The organism is Janthinobacterium paucivorans (genome assembly GCF_051380805.1).
Taxonomy (GTDB): Bacteria; Pseudomonadota; Gammaproteobacteria; order Burkholderiales; family Burkholderiaceae_D; genus Janthinobacterium; species Janthinobacterium lividum_D.
Genome location: NZ_JBNYXR010000007.1, coordinates 218302 through 236344, shown reverse-complemented (window position 1 = coordinate 236344; position 18043 = coordinate 218302). Strand labels below are relative to the sequence as shown.

The window sequence follows — 18043 nt, the reverse complement described above, 5'->3', positions numbered from 1 at the left end:
ATATACAAAGATGCACAGGATACGGTAAACGCCCGCTTCCGGCCAGCGCTGCGCGCTGTGGAAACGGACGCCAGGGGCAAGACTAGGCGCTGGCGCGCGCCTTGCGGGCCGTCCACAGCCCTTCGGCAGCGTACAGAGCCAGTGCCGTCCAGATGACGAGGAAGCCCAGCATGCGCTCTGGGGTGAACGATTCGTGGAAGACCCATACGCCGATCAGCAGTTGGCCCGTGGGGGCGATGTATTGCAATAAGCCCAGCACGGCGAGCGGCAGGCGGCGCGCGCCGGCGGCGAACAGCAGCAGGGGAATGGCCGTGATGGGACCGGACGCCAGCAGCAGTGCACGGGTGGCGGACGCGTCAGTATTGACGAAGCCGCTCTGGCCGTGCCAGGCCAGCCACAGCATGTAGGCCAGGGCCAGAGGGAACAGGATCAGCGTTTCGAATGACAGGCCTTCCAGTGCACCGAGCGCGGCTGTCTTGCGCAGCAAGCCATAGCCGCCAAAGGTGGCCGCCAGCAGCAGTGCGATCCAGGGCACTTGCCCACCCTGCCAAGTGAGCCAGGCTACGCCGCAGGCGGCCAGGCTGATGGCCAGCCACTGCAGTCGGCGCAGGCGCTCGTGCAGCAGCAAAAACCCCAGCATGACATTGACCAGCGGTGTAATAAAATAGCCGAGGCTGGCGTCGACCACATGGCCGTTATTGACGGCCCAGATATAGATGAACCAGTTGGTCGATAGCAAAAACGCACTGGCGACGAAGCTGGCCACGACCCTGGGCCGTGCTTTCAGGCTGCCCAGCCAGCCCCATTGGCGGCGCACGGTCAGCACGATGCCAAGAAACAACAGTGACCAGACCATGCGGTGCGCCAGGATTTCTTGCGGTGCGATCTCATCAATAGCGTGGAAATACAGGGGGAACAGACCCCAGCACAGGAAGGCGAGGGAGGCGTAGAGCATGCCTGGATTCATGGTGGGGTTTGCTTGAGAGTAGACAGCCTGTCATTATGGCTGAAAACACCGGGGGCTGCCCGGCGCCGCCAGCGAAGCGTAGAATGGCAACAAATCGATGGCCGCAAGCCCGCGCAGCAAGGCGGAGCGGCACAAAACCATGACCTTGGGGCAGCTGCGGAACCATGCAAAAATACTCTTGCTATTTGCTAATACCTATCATATTGTGCGATGCAACAAAACAAAAACGGGTGCAATCTTGACGTCGGAACATAAAAAAAGCAGCCTGGTTGGCTTGACACTGGCTGCCGTCGGCATCGTCTACGGCGATATCGGCACTAGTCCGTTATATACCCTGAAAACGGTCTTCGACCCGGCCCACGGCTTGTCTGTCACGCATAACAACCTGCTGGGCATCGTCTCGCTGATCTTCTGGGGCCTGACCCTGATCGTCTCGCTCAAGTACGTGACCCTGGTGCTGCGTGCCGACAACCGCGGCGAGGGCGGCATCATGGCCCTGATGGCGCTGGTGCTGTCGTCCGTCAGCAAGTCCTCGCGCTGGCATGTGCCGCTGATGGTGATCGGCGTGTTTGGCGCCACCCTGTTCTATGGCGATAGCGTGATCACGCCTGCCATTTCCGTGCTTTCTGCCATCGAAGGTCTGGAAGTGGCCACGCCTGCCTTCAGCCCGTACGTGGTGTGGCTGACGATCGCCGTGCTGGTGGCGCTGTATTCGGTGCAGTCACACGGTACGGCCGGCATCGGCCGCTTCTTCGCTCCCATCATGCTGATATGGTTTGTCGCGCTCGCCTGCATGGGCGTGGTCAATATCATCAAGTCGCCAGCCATCCTGGCCGCCGTCAATCCCCTGCACGCGGTCGCTTTCCTGATGGACAACGGTCGTATCGCCTTCCTGTCGCTGGGCGCCGTGGTGCTGGCACTGACGGGCGCCGAGGCGCTGTACGCCGACATGGGCCACTTCGGCAAGAAGCCGATTCGCATGGCCTGGTTCCTGATCGCCTTTCCCGCGCTGGCGCTGAACTATCTGGGCCAGGGTGGCCTGCTGCTGGCGCACCCGGAAGCCATTTCCAATCCGTTCTACCAGCAGTTGGGCGCCTGGAGCGTGTATCCGCTGGTGATTTTGTCGACCATGGCTACCGTGATCGCTTCGCAGGCAACCATTTCCGGCACGTTCTCGATGACCAAGCAAGCCATCGCGCTGGGCTTTTTGCCGCGCATGCGCGTGCGCCACACATCGGAAAGTGAAATCGGGCAGATTTATATTCCTGCCGTGAACTGGCTGCAGCTGGCCGTGGTGCTGATGGCCGTCGTCGGTTTCGGTTCGTCGGAAAAGCTGGCCGCCGCCTACGGCATCGCCGTCACGGCCACCATGCTGGCCACCACGATCCTGACCTTCTTCGTCATCCGCTACCGCTGGAAGATGAATTTGCTGCTGTGCTGGGGTGCCACCGGTTTCTTCCTGATCATCGACGTCAACCTGTTCTCGGCCAGCGCTCTGAAACTGTTCCACGGCGGCTGGTTCCCGCTGCTGCTGGGCGCCATCCTGTTTACGATCATGCTGACCTGGAAGCGGGGGCGCCAGCTGGTGTTCCAGAACCTGGAGAAGCATGCGATCCCGCTCAAGGACTTCCTCTCGTCGCTATTCATCGCGCCGCCGCTGCGCGTGCCCGGCACGGCCATCTTCCTGCGCGGCGAGACCGATGGCGTGCCGCACGCGCTGCTGCATAACTTGCTGCACAACAAGGTGTTGCATGAACGCGTCATTTTCCTCACCGTCTTCATGCATGAGGAGCCGTGGGTGGTGCCGTCCGAGCAGGTGCGCGTGGTGGGTCTCGGTCACCAGTGCTACCAGGTGAACGTGCATTACGGCTTCAAGGATGAACCTGATATTCCGGCGGCGCTGGCCCGCTGCGCCGAGCAGGGACTTGATATCGAAATGATGGAAACGTCGTTCTTCATCGCGCGCCAGACCATCATCTCGACGCCGGGTGCCGGCATGATGCCGTGGCGCGAGCATTTGTTCGTCACCATGTCGCGCAATGCGCGCACGGCGGCCGACTACTATCAGATCCCGAGCAATCGGGTGATCGAACTGGGCACGCAGGTGGAAATTTAGATATTTTGGTTATAGTGGCAACGTTGTATTGTTGCCGCATTGAGCGCCGGGCTTACGTCTGCTTACAAATGCGCCCGGCGACACCTGTTAAACTGCAGCCCGCACCGGTCCGCACCGTACGGGCTTGAGTCATACACCAATATTTAAAGGGAAACCATGAAATCGGTATTTCAATTGATCGCCACGTTTGCTTGCGCCGTGGCCCTGACCGCTTGCGGTGCTGCTGCCAACACCGAGAAGCCGGTCGTGCTCGACCCGAATACACAGGTAAAAGAGCTCACCATTACCAATCCAGTCGATGGCACCGGCACGGTAGCGGCAGCGGGCGATACGCTGCTGGTGACTTACACGGGCTGGCTGTATGACGCCAGCAAGCCAGGCAACAAGGGTGCGCAGTTCGATGCGAGCCAGGCAGGAGCCGGTTTTGATTTCGTTCTGGGCATTGGCCGGGTCATCCTGGGCTGGGACCGCGGTCTGGTCGGCATGAAGGTCGGTGGTACGCGCACGCTGGCCATTCCGTATGACCTGGCCTATGGCAAGGCGGGCAGCCCGCCGAAAATTCCCGGCTATGCCGGCTTGTTGTTCGAAGTCAAGCTGATCGGCGTGACGAAAAAATAAGCACGCGCAAGGCGCAGCGACCAAGGGCGATTCCACGGAATCGCTGTTTTGGCGGCCGTTTACGCTTCGGGTGGGGCTAGTTCCTGGAAGTAATACGTGGCGCCGCCCAGCGTGGCTGGCGCGTCATATTGCAGTACCTGCGTGCGGCGCAGCGCCACCGGTGCGCTGAACGCGGGGCCGTCGTAGACGAAGGTGTGGAATTCGCCGTTTTCGCCGCAGGCATCGACGCCGGGTGGCAGGTCGGCCAGGAAGGACGCATCGAACTCGCGCCCGCAAAAATCGCGTGGCAGGTGCTGGCCATTGATGCAGACGACGATGGCCTTGAAGCCGGCGGCGAGAAACTCGTCGACCAACGCGCGCCGCGCTTCGCCCCACAGGGGCAGGTGGGCGGTCAGGCCGGCCGTAGCGCAGACTTTTTCTTCCCAGTCGCGGTGTGCTTGCAAATCGATGTCGCCAAAGATGGCGTGCGCGATACCCTCGGCTTTCGCCGCGCGCAGCATGGCGATGAATTTCTCTTCGTAGCTGGCCCAGCTGGCATGATAGCGCTGCAGGCGTGCACCCAGGCTGGCCGCCTGCGCTTCGAGCAATGCCGGCGGCACGCCGTGCGAGCGCGATTTGCGGCCATCTTCATCCATGGCCGTGATCAGCAGTGGCACGGCCATGCCGGCGTTGCGTGCGCGCCACAGAGCGAGGCAGGAATCCTTGCCACCGCTCCAGGAAATGAGGGCCGTCGTCATGCTGTTGTTTTCGCCGTGCGCAGCATGTCGATGTGCGCTATGCCGTCTTCGTCGTAGGGCGCGCTGACGGTGACAAAACCGAAGCACTGGTAGAAGCGCTCCAGGTAGTGCTGCGCACCGATGCGGATGGCGTGTCCAGGGTGCTGGCGTTCGGCGCGTGCGATGCCCTCCGCCAGCAGCAGCTTGCCGGCGCCCGTGGTGCGTGCTTCGGGCGCCGTCAGCACGCGGCCCAGCGACATTTCCACGTATTTGGCGGCCGGCGCCAACACGCGCAGATACGCGACCAACCGGCGCTGGCCATCGACTGTCTGCCAGCCCAGCAAGTGCATGGCTTGCTGGTCGTAGCCATCGAGGTCCGGATAAATACATTGCTGTTCGATGATGAACACGCGCTGGCGCAATTGCAGCACCTGGTACAAATCGCGGGGACCGAGTTCGTCGAAAGTGTTCCATTGCCAGGCGATCATGCGTGCTCCGAAAAATGAGTCAAAGAGCGCTATTTTAACGGTGCACGCAAAAAACCGCATTGCCATAAAGACAGTGCGGTTTGGATGGCGAAGCGCGACGCGCTACAGCCTATGCCAGGTGCTCTTAGACGATCGTCAGGGTGACGTCGATGTTGCCGCGCGTGGCGTTCGAGTACGGACACACGATGTGGGCGGCGGCGACCAGCGCTTCGGCGGCGGCGCGTTCCATGCCTGGCAGCGCAATTTTCAGTTCCACTTCGATGCCGAAGCCCGTGTCGATGGCGCCGATGCCGACGTGACCTTCGACGGACAGGTCCGCCGGCAAGGCGATCTTGTCGCGGCCACCGACAAATTTCATGGCGCCGATGAAGCAGGCCGAGTAGCCGGCGGCGAACAGTTGTTCTGGATTGGTGCCCACGGCGCCATTGCCGCCCAGTTCTTTTGGCGTGGTCAGCTTGACGTCCAGCACATTGTCGGACGACACGGCACGGCCTTCGCGGCCTCCGGTGGCGGTAGCTTGCGCGCGGTACAGTACTTGTTTGATCGACATAATGGTTCCTTTAGATAGATAAATAGGTGACTACTAAATAGTGTGCTACTTGTTTCGTGGGCCGTGGCCCCAGGATGCCCGTCTGTAGAAGCAATTGCCGGCGTCCATGCACACAATATATATCGCGCACTATTTAATTGCAAGCTATTTTATTTTGACGCGACGTATATTTGCGCTTTATTTTCTTGCCTTTGTCGCCAGTATTGCCCTTCCATCGCATAATGGCCAGCGTCGCCGGGGGCGATGGTTATGCTGGGCCCACTTCAAACCCCAAGGAAAAATCATGACTAGCCTCTTCTTTATCCTGCGCATCTGCCTAGTCACGATGCTCACCTACATCATCGCCACCGCCCTTCTGGTGGAGACCTTTCTGCGCCACATCTTCCAACACACGGAAGGCTTCTTTGTCATCGTCGGCGCGCTGCTGGCCAGCGCCGTCATCACGAATGCGTTTTCGCATGTACGCCGCGTGCGCCTGATCGCCGGCACCGTCAACGCCAGCACCTTGTCGAGCCGCCAGCGGCGCCAGATCGAGATCCCGTTCGAGGCGGGCGAGGTGTTCGACATGATCGACGCGGCCATCCGTGAATTGCCGGGCAGCGAAGTGGTCGAAAGCGCGCGCGACAGCTTGCAGGTGCAGGCCTGCGTGCGCCGCGCGGCGCCGTACACGCACACGGGCTTGCCGCGCATGCGCTTGCTGGGATTCATCGAGCCGCGGCCGAACCAGATCCTCGCCACCGTCACGCCGAATGGCGAGGCGGGCAGCGTGACCCTGATCTGCGAGCCGGCGCGCAGTGCGTGGACCGACTGGTTTCTCGTCGACCATGGCAGCAACCTGGAAAATGCGGAAGCGGTGACGCGGGCGATGACGCGCCGGGTGGCGCAGCGCCGGCGCGGCGAGCAGGCCGAGGCGCGCCAGACGGTGACGGAAAAGGAACTCACGGTGGCCAAGCTGAGCCTGCTGCACGCGCAGGTCGAACCGCACTTCCTGTACAACACCCTGGCCAGCGCGCAGTTGCTCACGCGCAGCGACCCGGTGCGCGCCGACGAGATGCTGGGCAACCTGATTTTGTACCTGCGTCACTCGCTGCCGCGCACCGAGCAAGCCATGTCGACCCTGGGCACGGAGCTGGAACGGGCGCGCGCCTACCTCGATATTTTGAAAATCCGCATGGGTGCGCGCCTGAACCTGCAAATTGAGGTACCGCAATACCTGCGCCAGGTGGAGCTGCCGCCAATGATGCTGCAAACCTTGGTGGAAAACGCCATCAAGCATGGCCTGGAGCCGAAGAGCGGCGGCGGCACTGTGTGGATCATGGCGCGCAGCGGCAACGGCACGGTGATTGTCACGGTGGCCGACGATGGCAAGGGTTTCAGTGACGACGGCGCTGGCACGGGCATCGGCCTGCGCAATGTGCGCGAACGCCTGCGCCTGATCTATGGCAATGCCGCCGCGTTTGCCATTGTTGCCAATTTCCCTGATGGCGTGACGGCGACCATCACGTTGCCGGACGGCACGGCGCAAGGAGGGGCGTATGCATCAGCCTGAGATGACTTGCGTCATTGCCGAAGACGAAACCCTGTTGCGCGATGCGCTGGTGGCTTTGCTGGCTGAAGCGTGGCCGTCGCTGCGCATCGTCGCCGCTTGCGACGATGGCGGCACGGCACTCGACGCCATCGCCACCTTGCAGCCCGACGTCGCCTTCCTCGATATTCGCATGCCGGGTCTGACGGGGCTGGAAGTGGCGGCCGGCGCGCTCGAGGCCAGTCCCGGCACGCAAGTGGTGTTCGTCACCGCCTACGACCAGTACGCGATCGATGCCTTTGACAAGGGTGCCGTCGATTACTTATTGAAACCTATCGGCCGCGAGCGCCTGCAAGCGACCTTGCAGCGCGTCCAGGCGCGTGCCGGCAAGGTGACGGCGGGCGATGGCGCGTTGGCCGGCCTGCTGCAGCAATTGCGCAGCGCCTTGCCGGCGGCGGCCAAGTCGCCGCCGCTGGTGTGGCTGACGGCCAGCAGCGGCAAGGATACGCGCCTGATCATGGTGGAAGATATTGCCTACTTTCAGTCCGACACCAAGTACACGGCCGTCATGACGGCGGACGGCGAGGCGCTGTTGCGCAAGCCGATACGCGAATTGCTCGACGTGCTAGATCCGGCCATTTTCAAGCAGATCCACCGCTCCACCATCGTCAACATGAAGATGGTGGCGTCGGTCACGCGCGACGAGGTGGGGCGCGGTGCCTTGCGCCTGAAAACACGCCGGGAGATCCTCGCCGTGAGCCAGCCGTTCATGAGTTTGTTTCGCAATATGTAGAGCTGCTAAAGCCGGGGTCAGCCCCCCGTTTGTGTTGGCACTGAGCTTGACGTTAGCGGTGTTGAGGGTCTGACCCCAGAATTCTGACCCCAGACTTACTCAGCCGTCTCAAAACCTTCGAGCACGTTTACCACATTGATGCCCAATTCCTTGACAGCATAGCCCCCTTCGAGGATGAAGGCGGTGGGTAGGCCCAGATGGGCCAGGCGTTCGCCCACGCGCAGGTAGTCGCCGCTTTGCAGGGCGAAGTGCGAGAGCGGATCACCGACGAAGGTATCGACGCCGAGCGACACCACCAGTGCGTCCGGCGCGTACATATTGATGCGCAGGCAGGCCGTTTCCAGCGCCGCGAACCAGTTGGCCGTGGAACTGCCGGCCGGTAGCGGCAGGTTGACGTTGTAGCCAAGACCGGCACCGCTGCCCGTTTCATCGGCGTGCCCGAGGTAAAACGGGTACTCGCTGCGCGGATCGGCATGGATCGAGGCGAACAGCACGTCGTCGCGCGCATAGAAAATGCTTTGCGTGCCGTTGCCGTGGTGATAATCGATATCAACGATGGCGACCCTGCGGGCGCCGTCGTCGAGCAAATGCTGCGCCGCCAGTGCCGCGTTGTTCAGGAAGCAGTAGCCACCAAAGAAATCGCTGCCCGCATGGTGGCCCGGTGGGCGCGTCAGGGCAAACGTGGCCCGTTCACCCAGGCGCAGCGCGTGCGCCGCGTTGACGGCGCAGTCGGCGCCCGTCTTGGCTGCCGTCCAGGTGCCGGCCGTCAGCGGCGTGCCATTGTCCATCGAATACAGCCCCAGCTTGGCCGTGAAGTTGTCCGGTTCGATGTCGTGGCGCAAGGTACGCACGGGCCACACGGACGGCAGCGCGTCCTTGCCCGCGTTGTCGGGGTCGAGCGCCAGCCAGTCGTGCCAGGCGTGGCGCAAAAAATGCAGGTAACGCGGCGTGTGGATGCGTTCGAGTGACGTCAGCGGCACGCCGTGCGGCGTGACGATGCGGCCCAGGTTGCGCCGTGCCAGTTCGGCCACCACCATGTCGGCCCGCTCGGGCGTCTCGAAGCAGGGCACGATGGCACCGCGAAACATTTCGTAGCGGCCCCGGTGCTGGCTGTGCAATTCGTTGTAGAAGGTCAGCATCGGGGCACTTTGCGCAAGGTCAGGTGTGCGGGCACAGGGTGCTGGCGCGGTAGGCAGCGACGAAATCGTCGAAGCTGCCGGCGGGCGCCGCTTCCATGGCATGCTGCTCGGCCAGCGAGCTGCTCGCCAACCGCTCGAAATACGCGCTTTGTTCCTGCGTCGGCGGCTGCGCGCGGAAGTAGGCGGCGTGGCGTTCACTCTGGCGCAGGCCGAAGGCGGCAAACGAGCCGCCGTTGGCGCGCAGCTCGGCCAATACCTTTGCCGATGGCGTGGCGTCCGGGTCGGCCAGTTTGACCGCTTGCGCCGCCAGGCTGTCCGCATGTGCGCTGCCTTGCTCGCGCGCGTCGAGCAAAGCCGCTACAGGTGCGATGCGCGCCAGCAATTGTTCGCCCCAGGCTTGCAGGGTGATGTCTTCGCCATTGTGGCGCAGGCGCAAGCCCGGCGTGCGGCCTTCCTTGACGGTGCGGGCGAAATTATTGGTGTAGCAGGCGCTTTCCTCGGCCGAGATGGGCGCGCTGTCGTCGAGCGCGCAAAACAGCAAAAAGGCGTCGAGGAAGCGGGCTGTTTCCAGGCTGATGCCGACCGGTTCGAATGGGTCGACATCCATGCAGCGTACTTCGATGTATTGCACGCCGCGCAGGCACAGCGCCTGGATGGGACGCTCGCCCGTGCGGATCACGCGCTTCGGGCGGATGGTCGAATAGTATTCATTTTCGATCTGCAGCACGTTGCTCGATAGCTGTATCCACTCGCCATCTTTCTTTGTGCCCAGCGCCGCATACGGTGGGTATGGGTCGTTGACGGCGTGCGTGAGGGCGTTGACGTAGTCTTCCAGGCTATTTTCATGCGGGCGCAGACCGGACTGGGCATCGTTCTGGTAACCGAGGTCGCTCATGCGCAGGCTGGTGGCATAGGGCAGGAACAGGGTGTCGTCGGACAAGGTGTCGAGCTTGTGCGCGCGGCCACGCAGGAAGCCGGCGGACAGGGCCGGCGAGGCGCCGAACAGATACATCAGCAGCCAGCTGTAGCGGCGGAAATTGCGGATTGTCGCCAGGTAGCTTTCCGATTGCACATCCTTCGGCGTCGCCGTCCCATGTTGCGCGCTGGTAGCGGTATTGCTGTGCAATACCTGCCAGAGCTGCTCGTCGAGCGAATAGTTGTAGTGGATGCCGGCGATGCATTGCATGGCCTTGCCGTAACGCAAGGCCAGGCCGCGCCGATAGACGTGCTTGAGCATGCCCATGTTCGAGCTGCCATAGTTGGCGATGGCGATCTGCGCTTCGGGCGGCAGCTGGCAAGGCATCGACTGGCTCCACAGCAACTCGTCGCCGAGGCGGCTGTAGGCATGGCGGTGCACGGTATCGAGCTTGCTTAATGTCGTTGCGATGTCGCTTTCAGCCGGCGTGATGAATTCGAGCAGCGCTTCGGCGTAGTCGGTGGTGATTTCAGGGTGCGTCAGCGCCGAGCCCAGGGCGGCGGGATGGGGCGTGGAAGCCAGATGGCCGGCATGGTCGACGCGCAGGGTTTCACGCTCGATGCCGCGCAAGCCGCCCAGCAGCGCGCGGTTGGCATCTTTAGTCAGCAATGCCAGGCGGCGAGTCAACAGGTTGGGCAATTGGAGCTTCCTTTCTTGTGCAGCAGATAAATTATTTGTGCTGAGATTAACCGAATTTTGGCAAATGCGTCGGCACCGGCCAAAAAAACGCCGCGTTGCCAGCGTTCGCCCTGGTGAACGGGGACGGCGCTTCGGTCAGGAATTCGCTTGATATTTTAACAAACTGCGGGAGATCTGGCGCGTTGCTGGATCAAGCAACGCGCGCGTCGAGGGGGTCAGCCCAGGCGGGCGCCGCTGACTCTTTCGATGCCGGCCAAGTCGCGCCAGCTTTGTACTTTGCTGTAGCCGGCCTCGGCCAGCAAGCCGCGCACGGACACTGCCTGGTCATAGCCGTGTTCCAGCAGCAGCCAGGCGCCTGACGCCAGGTGGCGCGCGGCACCAGCGACGATGGTGCGCAAGGCCGACAGGCCGTCCGCGTGGTCGGTCAGCGCGCCGGTGGGTTCAAAACGCAGGTCGCCTTCGGCCAGGTGATGGTCGCCGCTGGCGATGTAGGGGGGATTGGAGACGATCAGGTCGAACTTTTCCGTGCCCAGCGCTTCGAACCAGTCGCTGGCCATGAAGGTCACGTTGACGCCGTTGGCGCTGGCGTTGCGGCGCGCTACGGCAAGGGCGGTGCTGCTGACGTCCAGGGCCGTGACGACGGCGTCGGGCCGCGTGTAGGCGAGCGCCACGGCGATGGCGCCGCTGCCCGTACCCATGTCGAGTACCCGTCCGCCAGGGGGCAGGCGTTCAAGCGCCAGTTCCACCAGCACTTCGGTGTCGGGACGGGGAATCAGCACGGCATCGTTCACTTCGAATGGCAAGCCGAAAAATTCGCGCTGGCCGACGATGTAGGCGATCGGCTCGCCGCGCAGGCGGCGCGCCAGCAAGCCCGACAGGCATACTGCTTCGTCGTTCGTCAGCACACGCTCCGATTGCGTGATCAGCGAGACGCGCGACAGGCCCAGCGCGTGGCCCAGCAGGATACGATTGTCGAGCGGGTCGAGCAGCGGACGCATTTGCAGGGCGCCGACAGTGCTGCCGGCGGGGATCAATGTTTCTGGCATGAATAGTCTATTATTTTTTGCGGCGCAGCAGTGTCCACAGCAGGCCTACGGTAAAAAGGGCGAACCAGACGAACGCCCATTGCGGGATCGACAGGCCGAAAAACGGCGCGCCGGCGTCTTCGCAGGCGCCATACGCTTCAAACATGAAGGGCATGACTTGTGCCGTGAAAATCTTGTTGAGTGCCGTTTCCACCGGGTCGATGCCGCACGAGAAGCCGGGATGGGCCAGCACGTACAAATGCTTGGCGCCCACGCCCAGGCCGCCCAGGGCCGCGAGCAGGCCGATGCCGGCGCCGATTTTCGGCTGCGTGGCCACCGCGCCCGCCAGGCAGGCGATGCCGATGGCGAGGAACAGGTAGCGCTGGATCACGCACAGCGGGCATGGCGCCATGTTCATGGCATGCTGCAAATACATGGCCACACCGAGCATCAGGAAACACAGGGCGGCGATCAACAGGAGGACGGTACGTGAATTTTTCATGGGCGACACGGTGAGGTGGATGGAATCGGGCTACGCATTCTCGCACAAGGCCGGATATTTATTGCTTAGCCGCTACTTAAACCCAAAGGCAGAATCCGGGGTCGGACCCTTAGGGTCCGACCCCAGGCCTTGCTTTGGGTTACTTAATCGCCCAGCGCTGCAAGTAGCTCCGCCTGGTGTTCTGCCGCCAACGCATTCGTCAATTCCGTCAAATCCCCATCCATGATGAAATCAAGTTTGTATAACGTCAAATTGATGCGGTGATCCGTCAGTCGACCCTGCGGGAAGTTGTAAGTGCGGATACGTTCGCTGCGGTCGCCCGAGCCGATCAGGCTCTTGCGGGTGGCCGCTTCCTTCGACTGCTGTTCGCGCAATTGCACGTCCTTGATGCGCGCGGCCAGCACTTTCATCGCTTGCGCCTTGTTCTTGTGCTGGCTGCGGTCATCCTGGCATTCGACCACGATGCCGGTCGGCAAGTGGGTGATGCGCACGGCCGAATCGGTCTTGTTGATGTGCTGTCCGCCCGCGCCCGAGGCGCGGTAGGTGTCGATGCGCAAGTCGGCCGGATTGATGTTGACGTCTTCGACTTCATCGGCTTCCGGCATCACCGCCACCGTACAGGCCGAGGTGTGGATGCGGCCTTGCGTTTCCGTGGCCGGCACGCGCTGCACGCGGTGGCCGCCCGACTCGAATTTCAGTTTCGAATACGCGCCATTGCCAACCACGCGCACGATCACTTCGCGATAGCCGCCCAGGTCAGAGTCCGACGACGAGACCAGTTCGACCTGCCAGCGGTTGCGCTCGGCAAAGCGTGAGTACATGCGCAATAAATCGCCGGCGAACAGGGCCGATTCGTCGCCGCCCGTGCCGGCGCGAATTTCCAGGAAGATATTGCGTTCGTCATTGACATCCTTCGGCAGCAGCATGGTTTGCAATTCGCGTTCCAGGCGCGCCATGGTCGCTTTCGCCGCTTCGATTTCTTCTTGCGCGAATTGCTTCATGTCCGGATCGCCCAGCATCTCTTGCGCTGTCGTAATATCGTCGCCCGCTTCCTGGTAGCAACGGTAGAGTGCCACCAGCGGGCCCAGCTCGGCGTGCTCGCGCGTCATCTTGCGGTAGCTGTCCATGTTCGAGGTGGCGTCCGGGTGCATCAACAGTTCGTCGAGTTCGACCAGGCGGTTCGCCAGTTGATCGAGTTTGGCCAGCATGGATGGTTTCATAGCGATTCGCGGTAAAAGAGTGTAGGGATGGTAGGGCTACGGCAAGCCCGGCAGGCGGGCAGGGGGCGGCCGCGCGGGCGGCCAGCGGGGCTGCGCTAACGGCGGGGGCGGAACAGTTTCGGCAGCAGGCTAACGAGTTGCTTGCGCTCGTCGCCCTGCGCATGGTGCAGCGCCTGTTGCGGACCGTGCAGGAACTTGGCCGTCAAGCCTTTCGACAGCGCTTCCAGTACGGCATCGATGTCGGCGCCTTTGGCCAGCATCTTGCGCGCCCGTTCCACTTCCATCAGGCGTAGCGCTTCGCTGTTTTCATGCAAATGCTGGATGACGGGCACCATGGCGCGGTCATCGACCCAGCTCATGAACGATTGCACGCGCGTCTCGATGATGGCTTCGGCTTGCGCCACGGCCGCTTGCCGGCTTTCCAGGCCCGTCTGCACGACCTTGCCCAGATCGTCGACCGTGTACAGGAAAACGTCGTTCAGGCGGCCCACTTCCGATTCGATGTCGCGCGGCACGGCCAGGTCGACCATGAACATGGGCTTGTGGCGGCGCGCCTTGATGGCGCGCTCGACCAGGCCCAGGCCCAGTAGCGGCAACGATGACGCCGTGCATGAGATGACGATGTCGAACTGGTGCAGTTGCTCCGGCAGGTCCGCCAGGCGGATGGCCTTGCCATTGAAGCGGTGCGCCAGTTCCTCGCCGCGTTCCATGGTGCGGTTGGCAATGGTGATGCTTTTCGGGTTTTGCGCGGCAAAGTGCGTGGCGCATAATTCGATCATTTCGCCGGCACCGATGAATAGTACATTCTGCTCGGCAATCTTGTCGAAGATGCGCTGCGACAGGCGCACGGCGGCGGCCGCCATGGAAACGCTGTGGGCACCGATTTCCGTGCTGCTGCGTACTTCCTTGGCGACGGAAAAACTGCGCTGGAATAATTGGTGCAGATACGTGCCCAGGCCACCCGCTTCGTCGGCCGTGCGGATGGCATCCTTGATTTGTCCCAGGATCTGGGTTTCGCCCAGCACCATCGAGTCGAGCCCGGAGGCGACACGGAAGGTGTGGCGCACCGCATCGTGCTGTGGCAGCATATACAGATGGGGCCGCAGCTCACTGTAATTGAGCTTGTGATAATCGGCCAGGAAATGCGCGCCCGCGTCGAGCGGGTTAGGCACACGGCTGGCCGCATACAGCTCGGTACGGTTGCATGTCGAGAGGATGGCCGCTTCGTCGTTGTCGCGCAGGTCGATGCGCTGGAACCAGGAACGCGCCGCCATCACCGCCTGGCCCAGTTGCTCAGGCGCGAACGCCAGCTGTTCGCGGAGCGACACTGGAGCAGTGGTATGGTTGAGGCCGACGGCGAGCAGTTGCATTTCAGGGCTGTTGGGAATTCTTATGCCACATTATAACGCCTTGTGCCCGCTCTTTGAGCAGTCCGCCTGTTTTGCTGCGGCTCGGTGGGCTTCAGCCGCCCAGTTTTTCCAGGCGATAGCCGTAACTGTAGACGGGCACGAGGCGGTAACCGTGTTCCGGTTTCAGCTGCAACTTGTTGCGCACGCGCGAGACGTGAGTATCCATGGTGCGCGAGGGCAGGGCCGTGTCGCGCTGCCACACGGCTTCGTGGATGTAGGCGCGCGACAGGGGACGGCCCAGGTTGCGGAAAAACAGCAGCGCGAGGGCGAATTCCTTGTGCGTCACGTCCAGCACTGCGCCATCCTTGAGCAGGCGGGCGGGGCGAGTTTCAAACGTATAATGACCAAATTGCAAGTACTCGGCGCCATTTTGCGCCGGGTAGGCCACGCGCAGCAGCGCCTGGGTGCGCAAGGTCAGCTCACTGCGCCGCAAGGGCTTGATCATATAGTCGTCGGCCCCAGCCGTCATACCGGCCACGACATCGTCTTCGCCCGAGCTGTTGGTCATAAACAACACGGGTGCCTTCGGCGCCAGTTTTTCCCGGGCACGGCGCAATACTTCGGCACCGTCCAGATCGCTTACATGCCAGTCGAGGATGAGCATGTCGCAACTGTCCTTGCGCAGTTGCCCCAGCATTTCCTTGCCACTCTGAAACTCGTGGCAAGCGTGGCCGGCTGCGGTGAGCACCTGGCAGATCAGTTCTGCCTGGCTATGGTCGCTATCGAGTACGGCAATTCGCATAATGGGCTGGAATGTGTAGCAACAAACAGACGGTTCGATCTGCTTATCGTAATGTTAAGGAATGCTGAAGTGAAATATAACAGAGATTGCAACTGTGTCCAGTGAAATCGGAGGGCCGGCCGTTACGTTACACTGCTTCACCTAGCCCTTACCGCGGAGAAATGGCCATGACAGACAAGAGCAGCACCGATTGGACCCTGATACCGGCCAGTCGCGCCGAAATCGAGCAAGTGCGCGAGCGCTGTCGGCACCTGGTGCAGCGGCGCGCCATGCTGTCGGCGGGCGCTTCGGCCATTCCCATTCCCGGCATCGACCTGATGTCCGATGTTGGGCTGTTTTCCATGCTGATCAACGATATCAATCATGCATTCGGCCTGACGCCCGAGCAGATCGAGCGTCTCAATCCGCAGTTCAAGATGATGGCCTACCGCGCGGCGGTTGGCATGGGTGGCATGCTGGTGGGAAAACTGGTGTCGCGCGAACTGATACTCCAGCTGCTCAAGCACAGTGGCGTCAAGATCGCCAGCAAGCAGGTGGCGCGCTTCGTGCCGTTCGCCGGCCAGGCGGTGGCTGCCGTCATCGGCTACGCCGTGTTCCGCCAGATCGGCAACCAGCACGTGAATGCCTGCGCCGCAGTGGCGCAGGAATTGCTCACGGTCAGGCCGGAGTAGACCCGGAGTCTATCCCAGCAGGGGATGTATTCATCTACTGGAACAGGCTCTTATGCGTCCGGCAGCACCACGTTGACGTCGAGCACCTCCAGGTTACCCTGGCGGTCCAAGGAAATTTTGATGTCTTCGGCATTGACCTTGGTGTACTTGGAAATGACGGCGATCAATTCCTTGTGCAGGGCGGGCAGGAAGTCCGGACCGTCGCGTCCGCTACGTTCGCGGGCGATGATAATTTGCAGGCGTTCCTTGGCCGCGGTGGCCGTCTTAGGCTTGGGGGGAAACAGGAAAGAAAGCAAGGCCATATCACTTCGCCCCAAAAATGCGCTGAAGTAATCCAGGCTTTTCATAGTTGGTAAAGCGCAACTCGACCTCTTCGCCGAGGAAACGCGAGACCACGTCTTCATAGGCTTGCGCCACGTCCGTCCCTTTGAAATGAATGGCGGGATTGCCCTGGTTCGAGGCGGCCAGCACTTGTTCCGATTCGGGAATGATGCCCACCAACGGGATGCGCAGGATTTCCTGCACGTCCTGGTAAGACAGCATTTCATCCGATTCCACGCGTTTCGGCGAATAGCGGGTAATCAGCAAATGTTCCTTGACCGGCTCGCCGCCCGTCTGCGCGCGGCGCGACTTGGCTTGCAAGATGCCCAGGATGCGGTCTGAATCGCGCACCGACGACACTTCCGGGTTGGTGACGATGATGGCTTCGTCGGCAAACGTCAGCGCCATCAGCGCGCCATGCTCGATACCGGCCGGCGAATCGCAGATGATGAATTCGAAGCCCATGTTGATCAGGTCGTTCAACACGCGTTCCACGCCCTCTTCCGACAAGGCATCCTTGTCGCGCGTCTGCGAGGCAGGCAGAATGAACAGGTTGTCGCAGTGCTTGTCCTTGATCAAGGCCTGGTTCAGGGTCGCTTCTTTATTGATCACATTGATCAAGTCATACACGACGCGGCGCTCGCAACCCATGATCAGGTCGAGATTGCGCAGGCCCACGTCGAAGTCGAGCACGGCTGTCTTGTGGCCGCGCATGGCCAGGCCAGTGGAAAAACTGGCGCTAGAGGTCGTCTTGCCGACACCGCCCTTGCCGGACGTCACAACAATAATTCTTGCCACAAATAATCCTTTTCAGATATCTCTTGAATTGTGCAGCTTAAGAGCGGTTCACGGGAGTGACCGGATTGACAGAGTGTATATCGATTCTGTCTCCAGCCAAACGAATTTGCGATGGTCCGCGCGCCATTTCTACTGGAAAACCATCCTCGAACGTGCGGTATACGCCGGCGATCGAGACCAGCTCCGGTTCCATGGAAAGCGCGAAGATACGTGCCTGGGCGTTGCCCGAGGCGCCCGCCAGCGCGCGGCCGTACAGCGAGGAATATACGTGGATACTGCCATCGGCGATGATTTCGGCGCCATTGTTGACGACGGCCGTGATGATCAGGTCGCAGCCGCGCGCATAAATGCGCTGGCCGGCTCGCACTGGCGTGTCGATCACCATCACTTGCGCTTCGGCACCGGCCTGGGCGGCGGCCGTGGCGCTATCCTTCAGGCCATCCTTGGGCGGTGCATCGTCGCGCGTCTTGCCGCTGTCGAGGCTCAAGCCTTGCGCCAGGATAGCGGCATGCATTTCGGCCGACGCATTGCGCACGGCGACGACATTCAAACGGTATTTTTTCAGCAGGGCCACTAGGGCGGCCCAGTCGACCGGTACGCTGCCTGGAGGCAAGGCGGCCACGTCCAGCACGGCCAAGTCGTCCTCGAAAAAGTCTGCCACGCCTCCCGTCATGTCGCGCAAGGCGGCATCGAGTGCCTGCGTATCGGCACTATGCACAATGGCGGAGACAGCGACGACGGTGGAAATCTTGATTTCGATAGGCTTCTGCGACGGGCTTTTGGGCATAAAAATTTATCAAAGTGAAACTGCGGCAGGCCAACTGTTCC

The 18043-nt window shown here is 61.7% G+C and carries 19 protein-coding genes; 5 read left to right on the top strand and 14 right to left on the bottom strand.

Annotation, left to right across the window (positions count from 1 at the left end; genetic code table 11):
• Positions 1–82: 82 nt before the first annotated feature.
• Positions 83–967 (bottom strand): EamA family transporter RarD, encoded by an 885-nt coding sequence (rarD, locus tag ACQ4V8_RS11400; RefSeq protein WP_010393668.1) that lies wholly within the window; start codon positions 965–967, stop codon positions 83–85.
• Between the two features lie 238 nt (positions 968–1205).
• Between rarD and ACQ4V8_RS11395 the strand changes: the two genes are divergently transcribed.
• Positions 1206–3083 carry a potassium transporter Kup gene (locus ACQ4V8_RS11395; protein WP_029496073.1) on the top strand — a complete coding sequence of 626 codons (1878 nt, stop codon included), beginning with the start codon at positions 1206–1208 and terminating at the stop codon, positions 3081–3083.
• A gap of 156 nt (positions 3084–3239) precedes the next feature.
• Positions 3240–3701, top strand: a complete 462-nt coding sequence (locus tag ACQ4V8_RS11390; protein WP_010393663.1) for an FKBP-type peptidyl-prolyl cis-trans isomerase — start codon at positions 3240–3242, stop codon at positions 3699–3701.
• A 59-nt stretch (positions 3702–3760) separates the two neighbouring features.
• Here ACQ4V8_RS11390 and ACQ4V8_RS11385 read toward each other — a convergent pair whose 3' ends face one another.
• From ACQ4V8_RS11385 to ACQ4V8_RS11375, 3 genes are all read right to left on the bottom strand, one after another.
• Complete coding sequence (locus tag ACQ4V8_RS11385; RefSeq protein ID WP_010393661.1) at positions 3761–4438, bottom strand: Dph6-related ATP pyrophosphatase; 678 nt, start codon at positions 4436–4438, stop codon at positions 3761–3763.
• A complete protein-coding gene (locus tag ACQ4V8_RS11380) occupies positions 4435–4905 on the bottom strand; it encodes a GNAT family N-acetyltransferase (protein ID WP_010393659.1) in 471 nt (156 codons plus the stop codon). Before ACQ4V8_RS11380 ends, ACQ4V8_RS11385 begins: the two co-directional genes overlap by 4 nt.
• Before the next feature lie 124 nt (positions 4906–5029).
• Positions 5030–5455, bottom strand: coding sequence for an organic hydroperoxide resistance protein (locus ACQ4V8_RS11375; RefSeq protein WP_070346014.1), 426 nt, complete (start codon positions 5453–5455; stop codon positions 5030–5032).
• A gap of 283 nt (positions 5456–5738) precedes the next feature.
• Here ACQ4V8_RS11375 and ACQ4V8_RS11370 point away from each other — a divergent pair, with 283 nt between their 5' ends.
• Together ACQ4V8_RS11370 and ACQ4V8_RS11365 are read left to right on the top strand one after the other, a co-directional pair.
• Complete coding sequence (locus ACQ4V8_RS11370) at positions 5739–7004, top strand: histidine kinase (protein WP_070346015.1); 1266 nt, start codon at positions 5739–5741, stop codon at positions 7002–7004.
• Entirely contained in the window at positions 6991–7773 is a 783-nt protein-coding gene (locus ACQ4V8_RS11365) for a LytR/AlgR family response regulator transcription factor (RefSeq protein ID WP_010393652.1), read from the top strand. The genes ACQ4V8_RS11370 and ACQ4V8_RS11365 overlap by 14 nt, the downstream gene beginning before the upstream one ends.
• Before the next feature lie 95 nt (positions 7774–7868).
• Here the strand turns inward: ACQ4V8_RS11365 and ACQ4V8_RS11360 are convergent, their stop codons facing one another.
• The 7 genes from ACQ4V8_RS11360 to ACQ4V8_RS11330 form a co-directional block, all read right to left on the bottom strand.
• Positions 7869–8912: a histone deacetylase family protein gene (locus ACQ4V8_RS11360; RefSeq protein WP_010393650.1), complete on the bottom strand. Its 1044-nt coding sequence runs from the start codon at positions 8910–8912 to the stop codon at positions 7869–7871.
• Between the two features lie 19 nt (positions 8913–8931).
• Entirely contained in the window at positions 8932–10527 is a 1596-nt protein-coding gene (gene gshA / locus ACQ4V8_RS11355) for a glutamate--cysteine ligase (protein ID WP_436571479.1), read from the bottom strand.
• A gap of 215 nt (positions 10528–10742) precedes the next feature.
• Positions 10743–11573: a peptide chain release factor N(5)-glutamine methyltransferase gene (gene prmC, locus ACQ4V8_RS11350; RefSeq protein WP_010393645.1), complete on the bottom strand. Its 831-nt coding sequence runs from the start codon at positions 11571–11573 to the stop codon at positions 10743–10745.
• 10 nt (positions 11574–11583) lie between these two features.
• Positions 11584–12054, bottom strand: a complete 471-nt coding sequence (locus ACQ4V8_RS11345) for a disulfide bond formation protein B (protein ID WP_010393642.1) — start codon at positions 12052–12054, stop codon at positions 11584–11586.
• Positions 12055–12197: 143 nt separating this feature from the next.
• Entirely contained in the window at positions 12198–13274 is a 1077-nt protein-coding gene (gene prfA, locus ACQ4V8_RS11340) for a peptide chain release factor 1 (RefSeq protein WP_010393639.1), read from the bottom strand.
• 95 nt (positions 13275–13369) lie between these two features.
• Entirely contained in the window at positions 13370–14644 is a 1275-nt protein-coding gene (gene hemA, locus ACQ4V8_RS11335; protein WP_010393637.1) for a glutamyl-tRNA reductase, read from the bottom strand.
• A gap of 91 nt (positions 14645–14735) precedes the next feature.
• Entirely contained in the window at positions 14736–15425 is a 690-nt protein-coding gene (locus ACQ4V8_RS11330; RefSeq protein ID WP_070346018.1) for a response regulator transcription factor, read from the bottom strand.
• Between the two features lie 167 nt (positions 15426–15592).
• Here ACQ4V8_RS11330 and ACQ4V8_RS11325 point away from each other — a divergent pair, with 167 nt between their 5' ends.
• Entirely contained in the window at positions 15593–16096 is a 504-nt protein-coding gene (locus ACQ4V8_RS11325; protein WP_010393632.1) for a hypothetical protein, read from the top strand.
• Between the two features lie 50 nt (positions 16097–16146).
• On the opposite strand, the gene minE is transcribed toward ACQ4V8_RS11325, so the two are convergent.
• The 3 genes from minE to minC are packed head-to-tail and all read right to left on the bottom strand — an operon-like array spanning position 16147 to position 18002.
• The gene (gene minE / locus ACQ4V8_RS11320) at positions 16147–16398 is read right to left on the bottom strand and encodes a cell division topological specificity factor MinE (protein WP_010393631.1); all 252 of its coding nucleotides are present in this window, start codon (positions 16396–16398) and stop codon (positions 16147–16149) included.
• Position 16399: 1 nt separating this feature from the next.
• The gene (minD, locus tag ACQ4V8_RS11315) at positions 16400–17215 is read right to left on the bottom strand and encodes a septum site-determining protein MinD (RefSeq protein ID WP_010393629.1); all 816 of its coding nucleotides are present in this window, start codon (positions 17213–17215) and stop codon (positions 16400–16402) included.
• A 37-nt stretch (positions 17216–17252) separates the two neighbouring features.
• Positions 17253–18002: a septum site-determining protein MinC gene (gene minC, locus ACQ4V8_RS11310; protein ID WP_196856193.1), complete on the bottom strand. Its 750-nt coding sequence runs from the start codon at positions 18000–18002 to the stop codon at positions 17253–17255.
• Between the last annotated feature and the right edge of the window lie 41 nt (positions 18003–18043).

Bases quoted from the DNA above. Each gene is read 5' to 3' on its own strand.
- rarD (WP_010393668.1), bottom strand. From the start codon at position 967: ATGAATCCAGGCATGCTCTACGCCTCCCTCGCCTTCCTGTGCTGGGGT.
- prmC (WP_010393645.1), bottom strand. From the start codon at position 11,573: ATGCCAGAAACATTGATCCCCGCCGGCAGCACTGTCGGCGCCCTGCAA.
- minE (WP_010393631.1), bottom strand. From the start codon at position 16,398: ATGGCCTTGCTTTCTTTCCTGTTTCCCCCCAAGCCTAAGACGGCCACC.
- ACQ4V8_RS11360 (WP_010393650.1), bottom strand. From the start codon at position 8,912: ATGCTGACCTTCTACAACGAATTGCACAGCCAGCACCGGGGCCGCTAC.
- ACQ4V8_RS11345 (WP_010393642.1), bottom strand. From the start codon at position 12,054: ATGAAAAATTCACGTACCGTCCTCCTGTTGATCGCCGCCCTGTGTTTC.
- ACQ4V8_RS11390 (WP_010393663.1), top strand. From the start codon at position 3,240: ATGAAATCGGTATTTCAATTGATCGCCACGTTTGCTTGCGCCGTGGCC.
- minC (WP_196856193.1), bottom strand. From the start codon at position 18,002: ATGCCCAAAAGCCCGTCGCAGAAGCCTATCGAAATCAAGATTTCCACC.
- ACQ4V8_RS11370 (WP_070346015.1), top strand. From the start codon at position 5,739: ATGACTAGCCTCTTCTTTATCCTGCGCATCTGCCTAGTCACGATGCTC.
- ACQ4V8_RS11385 (WP_010393661.1), bottom strand. From the start codon at position 4,438: ATGACGACGGCCCTCATTTCCTGGAGCGGTGGCAAGGATTCCTGCCTC.
- ACQ4V8_RS11365 (WP_010393652.1), top strand. From the start codon at position 6,991: ATGCATCAGCCTGAGATGACTTGCGTCATTGCCGAAGACGAAACCCTG.
- ACQ4V8_RS11380 (WP_010393659.1), bottom strand. From the start codon at position 4,905: ATGATCGCCTGGCAATGGAACACTTTCGACGAACTCGGTCCCCGCGAT.
- prfA (WP_010393639.1), bottom strand. From the start codon at position 13,274: ATGAAACCATCCATGCTGGCCAAACTCGATCAACTGGCGAACCGCCTG.
- ACQ4V8_RS11330 (WP_070346018.1), bottom strand. From the start codon at position 15,425: ATGCGAATTGCCGTACTCGATAGCGACCATAGCCAGGCAGAACTGATC.
- hemA (WP_010393637.1), bottom strand. From the start codon at position 14,644: ATGCAACTGCTCGCCGTCGGCCTCAACCATACCACTGCTCCAGTGTCG.
- ACQ4V8_RS11325 (WP_010393632.1), top strand. From the start codon at position 15,593: ATGACAGACAAGAGCAGCACCGATTGGACCCTGATACCGGCCAGTCGC.
- ACQ4V8_RS11375 (WP_070346014.1), bottom strand. From the start codon at position 5,455: ATGTCGATCAAACAAGTACTGTACCGCGCGCAAGCTACCGCCACCGGA.